Origin of the sequence: Mesorhizobium sp. M0159, from assembly GCF_040322295.1 — a bacterium.
Classification (GTDB): Bacteria; Pseudomonadota; Alphaproteobacteria; order Rhizobiales; family Rhizobiaceae; genus Mesorhizobium.
Genome location: NZ_JAMYTF010000081.1, coordinates 1 through 15,166, shown reverse-complemented (window position 1 = coordinate 15,166; position 15,166 = coordinate 1). Strand labels below are relative to the sequence as shown.

General features: G+C 58.2%; 14 protein-coding genes and 2 pseudogenes. 2 read left to right on the top strand and 14 right to left on the bottom strand.

Going from position 1 to position 15,166, the window contains the following annotated elements; translation table 11 throughout:
- A partial coding sequence (gene groEL / locus NKJ32_RS33525; RefSeq protein WP_352830179.1) for a chaperonin GroEL occupies nt 1-845 on the top strand: 845 nt, incomplete at its 5' end.
- A gap of 384 nt (nt 846-1,229) precedes the next feature.
- Here groEL and NKJ32_RS35660 read toward each other — a convergent pair.
- From NKJ32_RS35660 to NKJ32_RS33455, 14 genes and pseudogenes are all read right to left on the bottom strand, one after another.
- Nucleotides 1,230-1,883, bottom strand: coding sequence for a hypothetical protein (locus tag NKJ32_RS35660; RefSeq protein WP_502902727.1), 654 nt, complete (start codon nt 1,881-1,883; stop codon nt 1,230-1,232).
- Between the two features lie 13 nt (nt 1,884-1,896).
- Nucleotides 1,897-2,585: pseudogene (locus NKJ32_RS33515) on the bottom strand (IS6 family transposase).
- Between the two features lie 178 nt (nt 2,586-2,763).
- Nucleotides 2,764-3,450, bottom strand: coding sequence for a response regulator (locus tag NKJ32_RS33510; protein WP_352722050.1), 687 nt, complete (start codon nt 3,448-3,450; stop codon nt 2,764-2,766).
- A gap of 718 nt (nt 3,451-4,168) precedes the next feature.
- Nucleotides 4,169-5,209: a P-type DNA transfer ATPase VirB11 gene (gene virB11, locus NKJ32_RS33505; RefSeq protein ID WP_023673699.1), complete on the bottom strand. Its 1,041-nt coding sequence runs from the start codon at nt 5,207-5,209 to the stop codon at nt 4,169-4,171.
- Complete coding sequence (gene virB10, locus NKJ32_RS33500; RefSeq protein ID WP_023679589.1) at nt 5,193-6,332, bottom strand: type IV secretion system protein VirB10; 1,140 nt, start codon at nt 6,330-6,332, stop codon at nt 5,193-5,195. The genes virB11 and virB10 overlap by 17 nt, the downstream gene beginning before the upstream one ends.
- Nucleotides 6,325-7,209 (bottom strand): TrbG/VirB9 family P-type conjugative transfer protein, encoded by an 885-nt coding sequence (locus tag NKJ32_RS33495; RefSeq protein WP_352830175.1) that lies wholly within the window; start codon nt 7,207-7,209, stop codon nt 6,325-6,327. Before NKJ32_RS33495 ends, virB10 begins: the two co-directional genes overlap by 8 nt.
- Nucleotides 7,206-7,919: a type IV secretion system protein VirB8 gene (locus NKJ32_RS33490; RefSeq protein ID WP_023679587.1), complete on the bottom strand. Its 714-nt coding sequence runs from the start codon at nt 7,917-7,919 to the stop codon at nt 7,206-7,208. Before NKJ32_RS33490 ends, NKJ32_RS33495 begins: the two co-directional genes overlap by 4 nt.
- Nucleotides 7,916-8,074, bottom strand: a complete 159-nt coding sequence (locus NKJ32_RS33485) for a type IV secretion system lipoprotein VirB7 (protein WP_081731114.1) — start codon at nt 8,072-8,074, stop codon at nt 7,916-7,918. The genes NKJ32_RS33490 and NKJ32_RS33485 overlap by 4 nt, the downstream gene beginning before the upstream one ends.
- Before the next feature lie 27 nt (nt 8,075-8,101).
- Nucleotides 8,102-8,989: a type IV secretion system protein gene (locus NKJ32_RS33480; protein WP_023679586.1), complete on the bottom strand. Its 888-nt coding sequence runs from the start codon at nt 8,987-8,989 to the stop codon at nt 8,102-8,104.
- A 58-nt stretch (nt 8,990-9,047) separates the two neighbouring features.
- Complete coding sequence (locus NKJ32_RS33475; RefSeq protein ID WP_023673704.1) at nt 9,048-9,731, bottom strand: TrbJ/VirB5 family protein; 684 nt, start codon at nt 9,729-9,731, stop codon at nt 9,048-9,050.
- 13 nt (nt 9,732-9,744) lie between these two features.
- Nucleotides 9,745-12,114 carry a type IV secretion/conjugal transfer ATPase VirB4 gene (virB4, locus tag NKJ32_RS33470; protein ID WP_352752719.1) on the bottom strand — a complete coding sequence of 790 codons (2,370 nt, stop codon included), beginning with the start codon at nt 12,112-12,114 and terminating at the stop codon, nt 9,745-9,747.
- The gene (locus NKJ32_RS33465; RefSeq protein ID WP_023679584.1) at nt 12,114-12,440 is read right to left on the bottom strand and encodes a type IV secretion system protein VirB3; all 327 of its coding nucleotides are present in this window, start codon (nt 12,438-12,440) and stop codon (nt 12,114-12,116) included. Before NKJ32_RS33465 ends, virB4 begins: the two co-directional genes overlap by 1 nt.
- Entirely contained in the window at nt 12,440-12,745 is a 306-nt protein-coding gene (virB2, locus tag NKJ32_RS33460) for a pilin major subunit VirB2 (RefSeq protein ID WP_023673707.1), read from the bottom strand. Before virB2 ends, NKJ32_RS33465 begins: the two co-directional genes overlap by 1 nt.
- Before the next feature lie 74 nt (nt 12,746-12,819).
- A complete protein-coding gene (locus tag NKJ32_RS33455; RefSeq protein WP_352625570.1) occupies nt 12,820-13,605 on the bottom strand; it encodes a type IV secretion system lytic transglycosylase VirB1 in 786 nt (261 codons plus the stop codon).
- A gap of 1,290 nt (nt 13,606-14,895) precedes the next feature.
- Between NKJ32_RS33455 and virG the strand changes: the two are divergent.
- Nucleotides 14,896-15,166 (top strand): annotated as a pseudogene (gene virG, locus NKJ32_RS33450) (two-component system response regulator VirG); the annotation flags it as partial.

Here is a 15,166-nt window from a genome sequence, read left to right as displayed (position 1 = left end):
CTGCCGTCAAGGCGCCGGGCTTCGGTGATCGCCGCAAGGCCATGCTGGAAGACATCGCCATCCTCACCGGTGGCCAGGTCATTTCGGAAGACCTCGGCATCAAGCTCGAGAATGTCGGCCTCAACATGCTCGGCCGCGCCAAGAAGGTGTCGATCTCCAAGGAGAACACCACCATTGTCGACGGCGCCGGCAAGAAGGACGAGATCCAGGGCCGCGTTGCCCAGATCAAGCAGCAGATCGAAGAGACCACGTCGGACTACGACAAGGAGAAGCTGCAGGAACGTCTGGCGAAGCTCACGGGCGGCGTCGCGGTGATCCGCGTCGGCGGCGCGACGGAAGTCGAAGTCAAGGAAAAGAAGGACCGCGTCGACGACGCCCTCAACGCGACCCGCGCGGCCGTGGAAGAAGGCATCGTTGCAGGCGGCGGCGTCGCACTGCTGCGCGCTTCGGCCAACATCAAGGTCACCGGCGTCAATGCCGACCAGGCTGCCGGCATCAACATCGTTCGTCGTGCACTGCAGGCTCCGGCCCGTCAGATCGCTTCGAACGCAGGTGCGGAAGCTTCGATCGTTGCCGGCAAGATCCTCGACAACAAGGGCGCGACCTACGGCTACAACGCCCAGACCGGCGAATATGGCGACATGATCGCCATGGGTATCGTCGATCCGGTCAAGGTCGTGCGCACTGCCCTCCAGGACGCGGCCTCGGTCGCCGGCCTGCTCGTCACCACCGAAGCCATGATCGCGGAGGCTCCGAAGAAGGAGTCAGCTGGCGGCGGCATGCCTGGCGGCATGGGCGGCGGCGGTATGGGCGGCATGGGCGGGATGGGCGGTATGGATTTTTAATCCAGCCCCTATCAACCTACAGCGGAAAGGGCGGCAGCAATGCCGCCCTTTCCTTGTGTGCCGAACATGATCGAAACCTTGGAGTGCGTCCCGAGGATCTCGTTCGAGCCTCACCGCATGGTCGAGAATTAGGATCTTGTCCGATCGAGCAATTCGCGGGCTCAACCTGGTCAAACCGGCGCCCCCTACGAACTGCCCGATCCTTGAGGATTCCGCTGCGCGACAATCACGATGATTCATTCAGTTGGTAGCTATAGGCGGTGAATCATGAGGGGCATTGAGGAGCGTGGCAAGGCGCCCATCTCGGCATTTAACCCCATCGAGCGTGATATCAGGGACAATTCTCTCATCGGACCGGCGGCTGGCGTTGAAGGACCCGGTGAATCATCCTGTTCTATAGTGGAGCAGACGCGCTCTGAGCCTCAAGATCAAGGGTTTCCTCCTCTGAGTATCCTTGATCTGCCGCTGGACATTCTCGTTGATATTGCTGAGCGGCTCAGCCCGATGGATCTGCTGAGGATGTCGCACACAAATCAAGAGCTGCGTGTCGCCGCGATGATAGTCGCAACGCCTCAACAAAGGCGGATCCAGGTTCAGGCCATCTGTGGAGCCCTTGCAACCGGGCTCCAGCAGCGTCTCGTCGTCGTGGCAGAGGGGCCTCGTGACCCCGACGACTGCGCTTCGGCCTTGTGGGGCCTCGGAGCGGGCGTGGCAGCGCTTGCACCCGAGCTCCAGCGGCGTCTCATTCTCCTCGCCGAAGGGCTTGAGCCCAGGTCTCAGACCATTGCCCTGGAGGGCCTCGGAGCAGGCGTGGGTGGCCTTGCCCAACTTCAGCCGATCCAGGATTGCGATCAGCAGGTCATGATCTAGCGTCGTCATCACCAGCTCCCTCCGACCACCGCTTCGTACTCGGCGAGTGGCCGCAGCAAGGTGGCCGGGGGTGATCTTGATGCGCTCGGCGCGCACCGGCCCTTCGAAGCCGGCAACGCCGACAAAAGGCTCTGTCGCAAACCTGGAAATGGGGGTGTGAACGGCCATTTCGGCCTGTCCGTCAGGCAGCGAGGATATCGAAACAGCGATCGACAGACTTGTAGGCATACCTCGCCTGTCGCTTGCCCATCATGTGGATCATCTCGATGCCGGAGAGGATAACCACGGCGCTCGCCTGCGACTTGAAGCCGAGCATGGATGGAATGCGGCGCTTGATACGCCGGTGATCCTGTTCGATCCGATTGTTGAGATACCGGCTATTGCGGATGCGGATCGGCTTCAGCGGTCGCCGCGATCGCTGCCGCAGCCGGCTTTCAGCGTCGCAGGAAAGGATCGCTTCGTAATTGGTCTGGCTGCCGTCGGTGACGATGCGCTCCGGCCGGCCATGGCGCGTCAGCGCCTTGTGGAGGAAGCGTTGGGCCGCCACCAGGTCACGGTTTTCGCTGAAGAACAACTCGACCGTGTCGCCGAGGCTGTCGATGGCGCGGTAGAGATACATCCATGGCCGCAGACCTTGATGTACGTCTCGTCCATATGCCACTTGCTGCCGACCACACGCTTGCGCCGGTTGAAGCGCTCCAGCAGCTACGGCGAGAAGTGGGCGACCCAGCGATGCACGGTGGAATGGGCGACCTTCAAGCCGCATTCGGCCATCATCTCTTCCAGATCGCGCAGGCTCAGAGTGTAGGCCAGGTACCAGCGCACGCACAGCAGGATCACCGACTGGTCGAAATGGCGGCCGTTGAACATCACGTGCTCCTCCACAGCTGAGGCGTTTTTCTTGCCATGCTCCGCTTACCAAAAGGTTTGCGACAGAGCCGTTCGAACCGCATGCCGACACCATCGTCAAGGGCGGCCGCGATGTCCATTATGGCCACAAGCTCAACATGACGACGGGCAGGCAGTCTGTTCTTTCAATTTAGACCAACTATGCGGATGCCGCCTCAGTCAATTCAAGAAGGTAACCAATGCCGCGCACGGTCGTGATCCGTGGCGTTGCACCTGACCTACTCAGGTGTCCACGTAAGCGATAGATTCCGACTTCAAGCGCGTTGGCAGATACCTCGTCGTTGAACGAATAGAGGTGATCTTCCAACTGCGCACGAGGCACGATGCGGCCTGCACGGATAAGCAGATGCTCTAAAATACATAGTTCGCGGCGTGCGATCTTCAGAGGATGACCCGAGACGGAAACCTGTCGGCCGATCGGATCGAAATTGAGATTGCCAAATACAACGATGGGGTCGGTCACCTGTGTCGACCGGCGCAGAATGGCTCTCATTCTGGCGATGAGCTCATCGAAAGAGACGGGCTTGAGCAGAAAGTCGTCCGCGCCACCGTTGAAAATTGCAATTCGCTTCTCGAGATCGTTGATGCTACTCATAATGAGGGTTGGAACTGAATGCCCGTCGCTCCTTAGCTGTCTCAGCCAGCCCAAGCCATCGCCATCTGGCAGAGCCAACTCCAGCAGGAGAATTTCATAGGTTGCGCAACAAAATGCCCTCGACGCCTGTTCCAGGTTGCCAACTACATCAACGGCAAAACCGCTATCCCCGAGCGCAACTCGCACAGCGCGCGTAAGATCCACATGATGATCAATGAGCAGCGTTCGCATTTCACGTCCTATCAAGGTCGGACAGGTCACCGTCCGCTGTAAGACCGGGGCGACAGCGGAAGTCGCGCAACTCTTCGTAGTGTTCGTAACGCTCTTTCCGATGGGTGATCGCGGGAGCATGCAAGCCGCACGCCTGCAATAGTCGGGGATGGAACACGTGAAGACCTGTTGACGGGCTGAAACCGTCGGTCGGCCAGCCCACAATGCCACCGACTCTGCCTGCGATTTCTCTGCGCATCGATCCTCCTATGGGTTGCGTCGCAAACTCCAGCTGAGGTCGCAAGGGCAGGTTGCGGCTTTGTTCATTGAGAGGACCCCCTGGAGGCAATACCAGGAGGATTCCCTATATGGCACTTCCCGATTTACCACCGGTCATTCCGAACCACGTTCGGCGGCTTTGAAGACACTCATTGAGCGCGGCTAGGTAAATCAAGGGTACGACCTGCCGGGTGTCGATGCCGCTTTTGAAGCAGGCATCGGCACCAGCTCGGTGAGCGTCGCCCGCGCAATTCAGCGGACGCGCTCGATACACCCAGTCGAATCGTGCCGCAACTTGCCGCGCCGACAGGGCGCCCGAAGACTTCAGACTTGTGACCGAAGGTCTACGCCCAGTCCTCCTCCCATTATCCACCTCCCTCAAATCAAAGTGGACGTTCCATCTGAACAAATTACGCCATCGTATCACAAACGACTTACCGATCCCCGACGTGCTCTAGCCTTAGTGCTTGTTAAGAAGGTCGGCTACTGTCTCTCCGCGTCGCCGGGCATCGGCGGCGAGCCACACCTCCCCCACCTCATACACGTCGCCGTGGGTACTGAACGGCACAATGACGTCAATGGCAGCCGACAGCAGGTCAAGAAGCGTGTGGTCTTCCACAGCAGCTCCTTGCGGGCTGCTCTTGACGAGTGAAAAGAGCTTTTTAAAGCCTTGGACCGGATCCGCCCCATGAATCGTTGATATTGATCCCGCATGGCCGGAGACGACTTCGCTAAGGTAGGCCCAAGCAGCATCATCGCGCATCTCGCCAAGCAATATTCGATCAGGGCGCATGCGCAAGCTGGCTTGCAACAGTTGCTCGGCTGTCACCGCACCTACGCTTGCTCGGTCCTTCGGATAGAGTAACCGGACATGGTTCTCGTGCGGGATTGCAAGTTCGAGCGTGTCCTCGATACTTATCAGCCTCTCTTGCGGGGGTATAGCGTTGATCAAAGTCTTGCTCATTGTCGTTTTGCCGCTTCCAGTAGGTCCGCAAAGCAGCATCGTGAGCCGCCCGCAAACGCATGCTCGCAAAAATTGCTCCAAGTCACCATGGTCGTAGTGCTGAAGAATCGTTTCGTCCTGCCGCTCTTGGCGCTCCTTTCGTGACCGCCATTGATTCCAACGCGAGTATTCGTAGCGAGAAGAAACTTCCTTGAGTTCGGTCACACGACTTGAGGGACGCCGTATCGTCAGGCTTATTGTTCCTGAGGGAACAGCGGGCGGCAAACAGATCTGCAGCCGCTCTCCGTTCGGCAGCTCAGTCGCACAGAGGGGGCTTTGCGGTCCGACATCTTGCTTGCGCAGCGCTCCAGCGAGGATCGCGATGTCCTCCAGATCGTCATAAGATAGCGGTAGCGGATGTTTCGTGAAAACGCCGGCCTGTCGGACAAAGGCTTCCCCAGGCCGGTTGATAGCGACCTCTTCGGTCCTTGGCTCCTCAAGCCATTTCAAAACAGGGTTGAGAAGCAAACGCAATTGAGGGTCAGCCTCCGGTCGCATTGTTGTCTCTCCGGCGTTGGCGATGTTGGGGGGCTGGCGCCACGGCGATCGGTCTAAGATCGTATACATCTGAGAAATCGAGGTCCCGAGCCACAAAGATCGATACAGCATCTCCCTGGTTTTTCTTCAGAGTTGGCGGAACGTTGATCGTTGCTCTAAGGGTCGTGTCAACGGCTTGTCCGGCGTTGCTCTGGAAGCTGTTGATGCCGCTTCCTCCACCTGAGCTGCCAGCGTATTGACCGGCGGCCTGAAACGCGCCTTGAATGACGCTCATGAGCATTGCTCCGCCAAAGCGCTGCCAGAAGTGATTATCCACCGTGCCAGGCATTCCGGAGCGGCCGAGCTCGTCAGCGCCCGGCGACGCTAGCGAAACGAGGGCATGGTCAGGCGTTTCGATGCGCGTCCACAGCACGAAGACACGCGCATCCCCCTGTTGGAGACCACGCTGGATCTCGCCAATCACGGTCGTCCCGCGATCCAAAAGCACCACGTTGTTGGTGGCGCCGCGGACGTCTTTAGGTAAGACGCACTTCACATAACCCGGTAAATTTGTGTCGACTGCCGTTTGCAAAATGCAGGGAATTATCGTTCCTTGGGTAATCACGAGATCAGGGTGCGGCAAAAGTGTGGCCCGGCTTGGCTCCTGTATATCTGGCTTCAATCGCCCCGTCAGATCGCCAGCGTCTGAAATCTCATGCGAGGTCGCGGGAGCATCCCTATGGTTGTCTTCGCTCCGCTGACCGTCGTTGGGCATTTGACCGCTGCCACTGTAGGCGAAAATTGGTGTTTCCTCCGGCGGCGGATCAGCTGGCGCCGGAGGCGGCGTGGATGGCGCAGGATCTCCTGCCTGCGCCGCCTGTACGGGTGCTGGAGCTTCGGGAGCAATCTCAATCGGCACGGGGCGGAATGGCTCGGCGTCGGCGACAATTGGAGGTTTTGGCTGAGTTGGCTCGTCTTGTGTGCTGGGACGACCGCCGAGCCAGATGAGCGATAGAGATGAGATGAGAACAAGAGCAGCGACGGCCAACTTCTGCAATCCCGAAACATGCCGGCGGGCCGGCTCCGAGACCATCGATCCTGAGGCATGGACATCATGTCCCGACTGTGGGCCGGTTTCATTCATCGGCCGGGCCTTTCAAAACGCGCCACACGTCGGGTGTCACTGTACCGGTCCCTGGCACTCGTCCCACAGGGTCATAAGCCCTGTTGAAAATGGACAAGACCGTATTGCCATCTCTCAGACGCCATTCCCGGGCGACTGCGGATACTTCAACATAGTCTCCTTTGACCGTGTAATTGGCAGCGGCTTCCTTGCCGTCGGGATTGATAATGTAGAGGGAGGGTATGCGGGAATTGCTTGCGAAGCCAAATACGGTGGTAAAGCCATTATCGAAAACTTCCAGCGGCGCCAGCGATCGATCGCCCTTTGCGACGTAGTGAAAATTGCTTTCGTCCGGACTGGTAGTTGCGGCGGGCCGATTCAACAAATCCTGAACTCTCTCGTCGCGCAGCACTTTCGCCCGGGCCTGACCAAGAATCGAGCGCCTTTCTGCGTCCTTTCTCTGAGCAGCAGCCTCATCAGCAGGATAGGTGAACTGCACACTGTAGTATAGGTCAGGTTGCTGCTCATCGAGTTTTGGCATCGCTCTCGTTGAAATACTGAAGACGTATCTCCGTGTACCGGACTCACTCTCGGCCAGCACGATGACCGGCTGCGGCGGGAGCATCCGGCTAGCCTTAAAAAAGAGATAGTTGGCGCGCGGGAGCGCAGCCAGGTCTTTGCTATTGGAAACGGCCACGGCTGCGACTGTCTCGTTGGCCGCGAATGTGACAACCAGCGTTGCCCCCACTGCGGTAGACAGGCGCACCACTTCGTCAGGACGGTAAGCCAGGTAGCGCATGCGCGCATCATGCTTGCCGGCAAGTGGTGTGTCTTCCGCGGACGCTTCCATCGTTAAGAAGAGTGAACAGACCAGCGCGAGAAACGCTCTTTTTGTCATGGCTGCACATAGCCCAGGTTCGATACGCTATCTTCCGAGCTTTGATAGGAAGTGACGAGTAGACCTCCCGGATTGGTGAGCCTCGATTGCCCAGGCAGACCCGTCAAGCGCTCGTAGCGGATGGTAGCTGTCCAGGTGGTCACTATCGGCATCTGCCCATCGACAACAAGCGTACGTTTGTAACGGATCTGTTGAACGTCCGGACTGATGTCGTTTGAAGAAATATGCCCGACCTCGAGCTTGCCGCGTTTGCCGACCGTGACTTGCGGCGAGGTGGGATTCGGATAGTTGAAGAAATCTTGATATTGCTGTCGCACAGCCGGCGCGCTGAAACTGGATACGAGGTCATAGGCGTATTGGGCTGTATCTGCTGTGTACCCCTCGCGCAGGCGTACATATTCCCACAGCGAAGCATTTATGACGGCTCGGTCTTGGGTTGCCGGCAGTCGAGAGACTGACACTTCGCTGTCGACGGTCCCATCCGGCCGGACCCAGAGGAACACAGGTACGAGCTTGGCCAACGGGACCATGGCAGCAATGGTAAATGCCTGGGCAACATTTCCTAGGACCGCCGCTGCGGCAAAGGCTATCAGGGCCTTTGACAGGCGCCGCGCAGACTTCGCTCGTGAAGTTTGAAACGCTTCCACCTTCTTATAGTGGGCGGCTAGCGTTTCTCTCTCCACCAGAAGGGCATGTTCAGGAACTTTCACTTTGGCTCTTCCGCGCATTCGACCTGAAGATCCTCAGGGGTGGTTTCCCATTGTCCCACGTTCAGTTGGAATGGGGCACCCGCGCATGTCGCAAGCCCATGGCTCGTCTTGCAGGCGGCCAAAGCGAGGATTGACAGAAGTAGGCAATATTTCATGTTTTTGGCACCGAGCTTGTCGATTGATTAACCACCCGCCGTTTTGGCAAAGTGGCGATTGAGGCTGTTAAGAGGTCGGTTCGCACCTCCCCAAGAGCCGCCGGCGATGCTGCTGGCGATCGTCGGAAGCGCGACGATCAGAGCGTCACCAGCTAGGAAAAGCATGTCGAGCTCGTAAAGCCCGATGATCTTGGCTGCTGTCGTGCCCGAGAATTTGATCATCAAAAGCATGGCTGCCAGCGAGACTGCTTCGGCAGCGATTACTATCGTTGCAACGATGTTGAGGAGGAGAAGCAGCAGCCCGTACGAGAGCAGTTGGCCGATCCATCTGGTGGCTATGTCTCGAGTGTGATCAAAAAGGTAGCCTACAAGGACCAGGGGGCCGATCGTCAAGAGCACCTTCGTCAGAATTCCAACGGCATCGTAGATCTCGAACGCTGTCCACAGCGCGCCGTAGAAAATCCATTGCGCTCCCTCGAAAGCAAGTATGTCCTGGCCGTTCATAGGCCCAATTTCGGAAGCAATCAGCTGAAAGACATACTGGCTTGAAGCAAACATGAGATCGAGCTTCTGGGGGATTCCGATAAAGGGCAAGTCGCTGCCACTGATGTCGTGAGCCAACCTCGGAATCGTGTCGTCGAAGAGCGCTTCAATGTACTGCTGATAGTTGGCCTGCCCTAAGATAAGGGCAACGACAATCGACACCATGATTACGCGCGAGATACCCCCGCGCGCATCGACTTGACCACGCATGACCAGACAGCCTTGGATTATTATCCAGAGCGTGACACACGCAACCAGAGGCGCACTGACCGCCTCTTGGATGTTTTCAAGCACTTTGTGCAGCCCGGACGTGAAGGCCCCATGAAAGATCGTGTGTATAGTCGTGAATGGCGCGGGAATTTTGAAATTCATGGCGTGAGCCTGATGTGTCCCTGATCAGCGCAGCTTAGCAGGATGAACTCTGTGTGGTTTACGGGAGGATGCTAAACATATTAGCGGTGTCCTGATGTTCGCGACGCTGCGTGGCGGCCTCCTCCACGGCGTGAAGGCTCCCTTGTGCAGTGGCCATTGTCAGCAGACTCGTGGCCTGGACATTTTGGATCATCGCATCGTGAATCTGCTTGAGGACCAGACCGTTGGTCACGGTGGCCTGCATAATATTTCCCGAGCGGGAAAGCTGACCAAGCGTGCCGGCGTTATCCTTAAGGCGCTTGTCCATCATGCCCAAAGTGTCGGCTGCAATAGCTGCGGCATTGGCGGCCCCGGCGATTTGTCCCTGTAACAGTTTCGCTTCTGAATCGGTGCCGTTGACTATCCGATTTGGGTCCTTCGCAATGTTACGGGCCATAATCGAAGCTGGCGCCCGAGCATCAAACATCTGCTCCTCCAGCTTATTGCTCGACGGGTAGTGATTTCCTTGGTTCAGTGAGCTTAGCAGTCCCGTGACAGCGAATGACGACGTTAGAATTGTCACCATTTCAATCGTGGTAGCGAGCGTCTCGATTGACCTCTCAAGGATCGCCGCATTGGAAAGCGCTGTTAAGGTCGCTTGTGTTTCTGTTACAGGGTCGCTGACGATAAATTGCGAACGGGCCTGTCCGTGAAGCAGAAGGGAAGCAGCAAGGGTCGTTACTGCAAGTTTGGCAAATTTCATGAATATTCCTCCGTCAGTCTTGAACTTCGTGGTACCGGGCCATGAACTTGTCGAGCCACCCACTTGGGGCGTCTCCGTGCTGGTTACGAAGCTGGTCGGCAAAGCGCACTGTGTTGGCCCGCCCCGAGAGTACGGCTACGTACTCGCGCATCTGCCCAAGATCGAATTCGCAAACAATACTCCCGCTATCGCGCTTGAGCAAAAACTTGCGGCTGCCGATTGCCATTCCCTGGCGGATTGCCTCGAACTCCTGCGCAGTGCACTTCAAGCCATCGACATACGCAGAGCGGTCCGCCGTCGGTGATGGGTAGAAAATTTTCGTCATACATTGCGCAACGAGACTAGCTCCGAGAGGCGATTCCAGAACGTGTTCAGGCTGCTGCGTTGCGAGTATCAACATGCCGTTGTTTTTGCGGACCGTGAGCAAGAACTTGTCGATAACGGCCGAGAATTGGGGGTTTAGTAGATAGAATCGAAATTCGTCGCAGCTCATGACGAACCGACGACCATCGACGATAGCGCCCACTCGATGCAGAAGGTATGCGGCGGCCGGTGCACAGACCTCCTCATATTCCAGGAGCTGCGTCATGTCGAAGCCCGTAATGGAGGCATCCAGCCTTACTTCGTCCACGTCGCCGTCAAAAGCCCATCCAAGCGCCCCCCCTCTACACCACCGCTGCAGCCGTGCTCCTGCGCCCTCGGAGGGGCTGTGCAATAGGAATTCGCGCAGGCCCGCAAGTGAGCGCATAGGGGGTTCGAACGAAAGCTGACGAACAATGCCGCGTTCCAGCCGACGGCTTTCCTCCGGCGAGATCGGACCACGGCCGTCACTCTCGATCAGGGCCATCAACCACTCGCGTAGAAAGTCTCGCGAGGCGGAGGTGTTGTCCAGTCCACGCAGAGGGGCCAAGCCGCTCGGAGCGCCTCTGCGCAACGCAAGATATGTCCCTCCCGTGGCTCGCACCAGCAGTTCACCACCCCGATCCTTGTCGAAGAAGACGATCGCACCATTGCGATCGACCAGGCTTTGCTCAAGCATCGCGAGGACAAAGGTCATCAGCGTCGTCTTGCCTTTGCCAACGGGCCCGAATATTGCCGTCATGCCGACGTCATTCTCATGGGGGATGTAGTCGAAAGAAGTTCCACCGTTTGTGCGAAAGCGCGCAACAGCATTGCCCCAGTGGCCGGAACTGGAACCGCTTGGGAAGTTCTCAAATGAGACGAGCCCGGCAAAATTGTGTGAGGTGATCGCCCCCGGGCGCGTGCGCCACCTGTTGTTCCCCGGAAGTTGGGACCAATATGCGGCCTCCATGCCGATGCCCTCTTGGACGATAACGGCGCCCGCGTCGGCCAGCCGTGCGCGGGCACTTGCTGCGCGATCTGCAAGGGTATTGAGGCTGTCGGCATAGACGCACAGGCTCAGATGATGCGAACCCATCACGAATTCGTTGCTTGCCAGTGCGTCCTCTGCCTCGGCAAGTTCATTGATCTGGGTGAGGGCCTTGTCGCCGGCACTCGTCATCTGGCTGGACTTAAGGCTTAGTTTGGCATGAGCTTGTGGGCGAGTGAGGAAGGAAAAGCTCTGGCTCAGGACAAGCGGGAAGTTGGCGGACAGCAAGGAATTTAGCATGCCCGGCCGCGTCGTCGCCGGATATTCACGGAACGAAAACAATGATCCGACGGAGCTATCCCCGGGCCTTCGAATCTCAAGCGCCCGCTTCCCGCAGATGACCTGGTCAGTGTAGATCGAGGCGCCAAGTGAGCCGGTAACCATCGGAACCGGAAGAAACCGGCAAGTCATCATGAGCCGAAGCGCCTCGCCGATTTCCGTGAAGAGCACGTTGCCTTTCTCACGAATACCCAACCGGCGCAGACCGTAACCGCCGAGTGCGCCAGCAATGATGTGCCAGAGGTCTTCCAGGCTCCGCATTTGGGTGGCTAGATCGTGCTCATTCCGTCTGCGGGACTTGGCAATCCGCAAGCCGATCTTGCCGATTGCGGTGCGGGGGGACACGATCAAAGTGAGGAAGTGATCGTTGCGAAAGAGCTTTCCCGACAGCACACGACGCTCGTAGGCCTCGCTCAGACTGCCAGCGAATGCACTTTGAAACCGGCGCGGCGCCGGCGCCGGCACATCGTTGTGTCTCACAAGATGAGCGTATATCGAGACATTGTCATCGGCGATGTTGCGCAAGAGAGTGTTGAACGCGCGGCAGCGCGAGTTGCGCATCTCAGCGTCTTCCAAATCAAAGGGCACACCGTTCACATGTGCCATGGCCATGATCGATCCGTCTTCCAGAAGGACAACCTGATCGCTTACGTGACCAACATACGGAAGGTAGATCTCGCCAGACCTCTCGGTCCGGCCGCTGGCGCCGAACATTACACCATTCCTCTTCCGCGTTTCGGCACTCTGATCGGATTGGCGCTGACGCTTGCGCCTCCCCAGACCGGCCCGTCCACGCTTCTGCCGGCCGTCTGCAAATAGAGCAGCACGACGCTTGCCGCGTTATAGTCACGCTCAACAACCAGCCGTGCTCCGAACCAGAGTGGCGCGAGAACGATTTCGTAGAGCGGGTTCTGAAGGATAATGATAACAAGCCCAGCCAACATCATGAGCAATCCGGCCAGCGTCAGCGGCACCCCCAGAAACAGTGCGGGGCGCGTCGCCGCCACATAGAGGGTGCTCACTTCCAACCGGTCGCTCATCAGCCACCGCCTATGAGCGCCTTGCCCAGGAAGCTGGCCCCGAACATGATGACGATCCCTCCAACGACACCCGCAACCAGGCCAAGTGAAGCACGACCGAACATCCAAGAGATACCGATGGCTACGAGCCCGAGCACGGCCAGTGATTGTCCAAAGGGGCCAAGTATGAACGTGCAGATATTCTGGACCATCTTGGCAGGATCCGTCCCTCCGGTCACCTGAGCCGCGGCTGGCCCGCTGTAGAAGACCGTCCACGCCGCGCCTGCAGCAGCGGCCGGTACATATTCAGCCGCCATGCGCAGCATGGAAAAAGGCGAAGGAACACGCGTTTTAAGCGCACGAAGTATCTTGAGTGGCGTCATCATTGCATCTCCATGTTTCAATCGAATACGAGTTTGTTCGGGTTCGCGGGTTCCCGTGCTTTCGCAGCCTGGCTGCCTGTCGGATCGGAGGGATCGGCCCCGGAGCGGTCTGGCTGATACGAGCCCCAGATGTCCCAAGAATCTTGGTTGGGCTGCTTCTTTCTATTGGCCTGTTGGTTCTGCTGGAGCAGAGGCGGCACGGCTTTCCGACCGGGTGCCTCAAGGTGCGGCACATCTCGAGCAGTCGGCTCCAGCGTTCTCTCAAGGAGACTTGAGATGTCCTTTGCGGCCGACTCGACCTTGCGTACATAACCGTTGGCGAAGCCATGCGTGACGTCGCCCGTGTTATAGGCCGAGATGGCACGGCGAAGCGCCAGTTGCTGTGCCACAGCAGTGGTGCCGCCGGCATACCGGCTTTCAAGCAGGTGGGCGGCAGCCGAAAGCGAGGCGCAGGGCTCGAAAGCCCTTTCCGGCGTGAGATTGAGCATGGCAAAGTTCTTGCTGTTTATCTGCATCAATCCAACATCGACAGAATGTTGTGCTTCGAGGCGTTCCTTGATGCCCCGCGTGGCTTCCAGGTGGTCTATCCAGCGAAGCTGCTCACCTGTGGTGTTGTCATGAGCCACCAGCGTTTCAAAGCCACTTTCAATCTTGGCAATCGCGGCGAGGGTGGACGGCGCAACCCAGGGGGCGCATTTGCGCGACAGGCTGCGGAACTCACGCGGAGAAAGTGGCGCGGGCTCGGCTGGGAGTGACATGGATGTCATCAGGACGATGGCCAGCGGCCAAGCTGCAATAAACATTCCCTATCACCTACCTTTCCAAGCCGCCGGACGGGTTCTGGCCCTGTCCGGCACGCGCTTATCGGGGAGGTTTGTTACTGTGTGATGTTCAAGTTCAGCTTTTCGGTTTCAATTGAAGCAAAGACCGTGTTCGTATCAGCGTGGGTGAGCATCTTGCGCATGCGTGGGTGGCGCGGGCCCGATCAGCCAGCGACATCCGGAGCATCTTGGTACAAGGACTCCTGTACAGGATTGCTCGTCCCGGCCGTCCGTTGCTCCTGGAGTGTGGGCCGCGACTTTGGCGTCATGGATGGTACTTCTGTCAGCGCCAAGCCAAGGACAAAATGGGGAGCTTGGCGGGCTTGTTCAGGCTCGGGATCACCGTGGGGAATCGACTAAGGCGATAAAGCGGCCCAACTTTGCCGGTATGCTGCCGGTCCTTAAAGAGCAGCCATGCGCGGCCCTGCACACTCAGATCATTGCTTGAGACGCGAGCTCGTCCGTGAAGCTGGCTCGAAGGCGCAAATCCGCGGCGGCGAGGGTCAACTGGGAAGACGTGGCGGCGCAGCCCATCCTGGTGCGAGCCTCGTTCAGCTGTTCGGCCGCCGCCGCCAAAGGGTGGATCATGCACAGTCCCATCGGCAGATAACCGCACGTCATTGACGGAGTCCGACGGCGCAATGGACAAGCATAGTGACACGCTCAAGATGGAGGAGTTGCAGTAACTGAGAAATGTTAGCCCGGACGTTCACCGCAACCGGCGACCTGCCGGTCGCCGAACAGCATTTGAGGCCGCCGGCCACCTTGGACGAAGCCGGCTTGGCAGGAGACACACTATTTTGCACAAGGCCGCTGCAGCGAATCACGGTCTTCTTCCGCCGACCGCCTCTCCGATCAAGCCAAACGCCGCGCTGCTCAACCATGTCCGAGCTGGATCCACGAGCCGGAGGATATCGAGATGATCCAGGTCCGCAAACTCCAGGATGACCAGGATGCAACGGCATAGCAGGAAACTTGGCATCCATGAGGTCGAACTTGAGTGATATTGGCAGGCCTGCACCAACGGGGGAGCTCGAAGCGAAAAAGCGAAGGACCACACGGCAGGGTCATGTCGGCGCTTGGACCTGTCTGGTGGCCACGGGCTGCCTTGGTGCGGTCAATTCGCTGGGGATGAAAAGAACAGGACGAGCACGGCCTCACATTGGCCGCACGCAACGGCGAGTGGTATCAAGGGCAGCTGTTCTGGGTCGGTGCCCCAGGGTTGCTCGGCAACAGGTTTAGACATGGGGATTCAAGATTGAGGGTGTGCCGTTGAAACATGTTCTTGTCATTGACGATGATGCCGCAATGCGGCGCCTCATCGCCGAGTATCTCACGATGCATGCCCTGAAGGTAACCGCAGTCCACGATAGCAAGCAGTTTGACTATGTTCTTTCACGTGAGCCAGTCGATCTCGTGGTTGTCGACCTTAACCTAGGCCGGGAGGATGGACTTGCAATCGTCCGCAATCTGGCGACAAAATCGGATGTTCCTATCATAGTGATCAGCGGCGACCGGCTTGATGAGGCGGAAAAAGTGGTTG

What these genes read in the sequence shown, in the direction of transcription:
- NKJ32_RS33455 (WP_352625570.1), bottom strand. Translation starts at nt 13,605, where the DNA reads ATGTTTATTGCAGCTTGGCCGCTGGCCATCGTCCTGATGACATCCATG.
- virB4 (WP_352752719.1), bottom strand. Translation starts at nt 12,114, where the DNA reads ATGTTCGGCGCCAGCGGCCGGACCGAGAGGTCTGGCGAGATCTACCTT.
- NKJ32_RS33510 (WP_352722050.1), bottom strand. Translation starts at nt 3,450, where the DNA reads ATGCGAACGCTGCTCATTGATCATCATGTGGATCTTACGCGCGCTGTG.
- NKJ32_RS33475 (WP_023673704.1), bottom strand. Translation starts at nt 9,731, where the DNA reads ATGAAATTTGCCAAACTTGCAGTAACGACCCTTGCTGCTTCCCTTCTG.
- NKJ32_RS33495 (WP_352830175.1), bottom strand. Translation starts at nt 7,209, where the DNA reads ATGACAAAAAGAGCGTTTCTCGCGCTGGTCTGTTCACTCTTCTTAACG.
- virB2 (WP_023673707.1), bottom strand. Translation starts at nt 12,745, where the DNA reads ATGCTGCGCATGGCGGCTGAATATGTACCGGCCGCTGCTGCAGGCGCG.
- NKJ32_RS33480 (WP_023679586.1), bottom strand. Translation starts at nt 8,989, where the DNA reads ATGAATTTCAAAATTCCCGCGCCATTCACGACTATACACACGATCTTT.
- NKJ32_RS35660 (WP_502902727.1), bottom strand. Translation starts at nt 1,883, where the DNA reads ATGGCCGTTCACACCCCCATTTCCAGGTTTGCGACAGAGCCTTTTGTC.
- NKJ32_RS33465 (WP_023679584.1), bottom strand. Translation starts at nt 12,440, where the DNA reads ATGAGCGACCGGTTGGAAGTGAGCACCCTCTATGTGGCGGCGACGCGC.
- virB11 (WP_023673699.1), bottom strand. Translation starts at nt 5,209, where the DNA reads ATGCGACCGGAGGCTGACCCTCAATTGCGTTTGCTTCTCAACCCTGTT.
- virB10 (WP_023679589.1), bottom strand. Translation starts at nt 6,332, where the DNA reads ATGAATGAAACCGGCCCACAGTCGGGACATGATGTCCATGCCTCAGGA.
- NKJ32_RS33485 (WP_081731114.1), bottom strand. Translation starts at nt 8,074, where the DNA reads ATGAAATATTGCCTACTTCTGTCAATCCTCGCTTTGGCCGCCTGCAAG.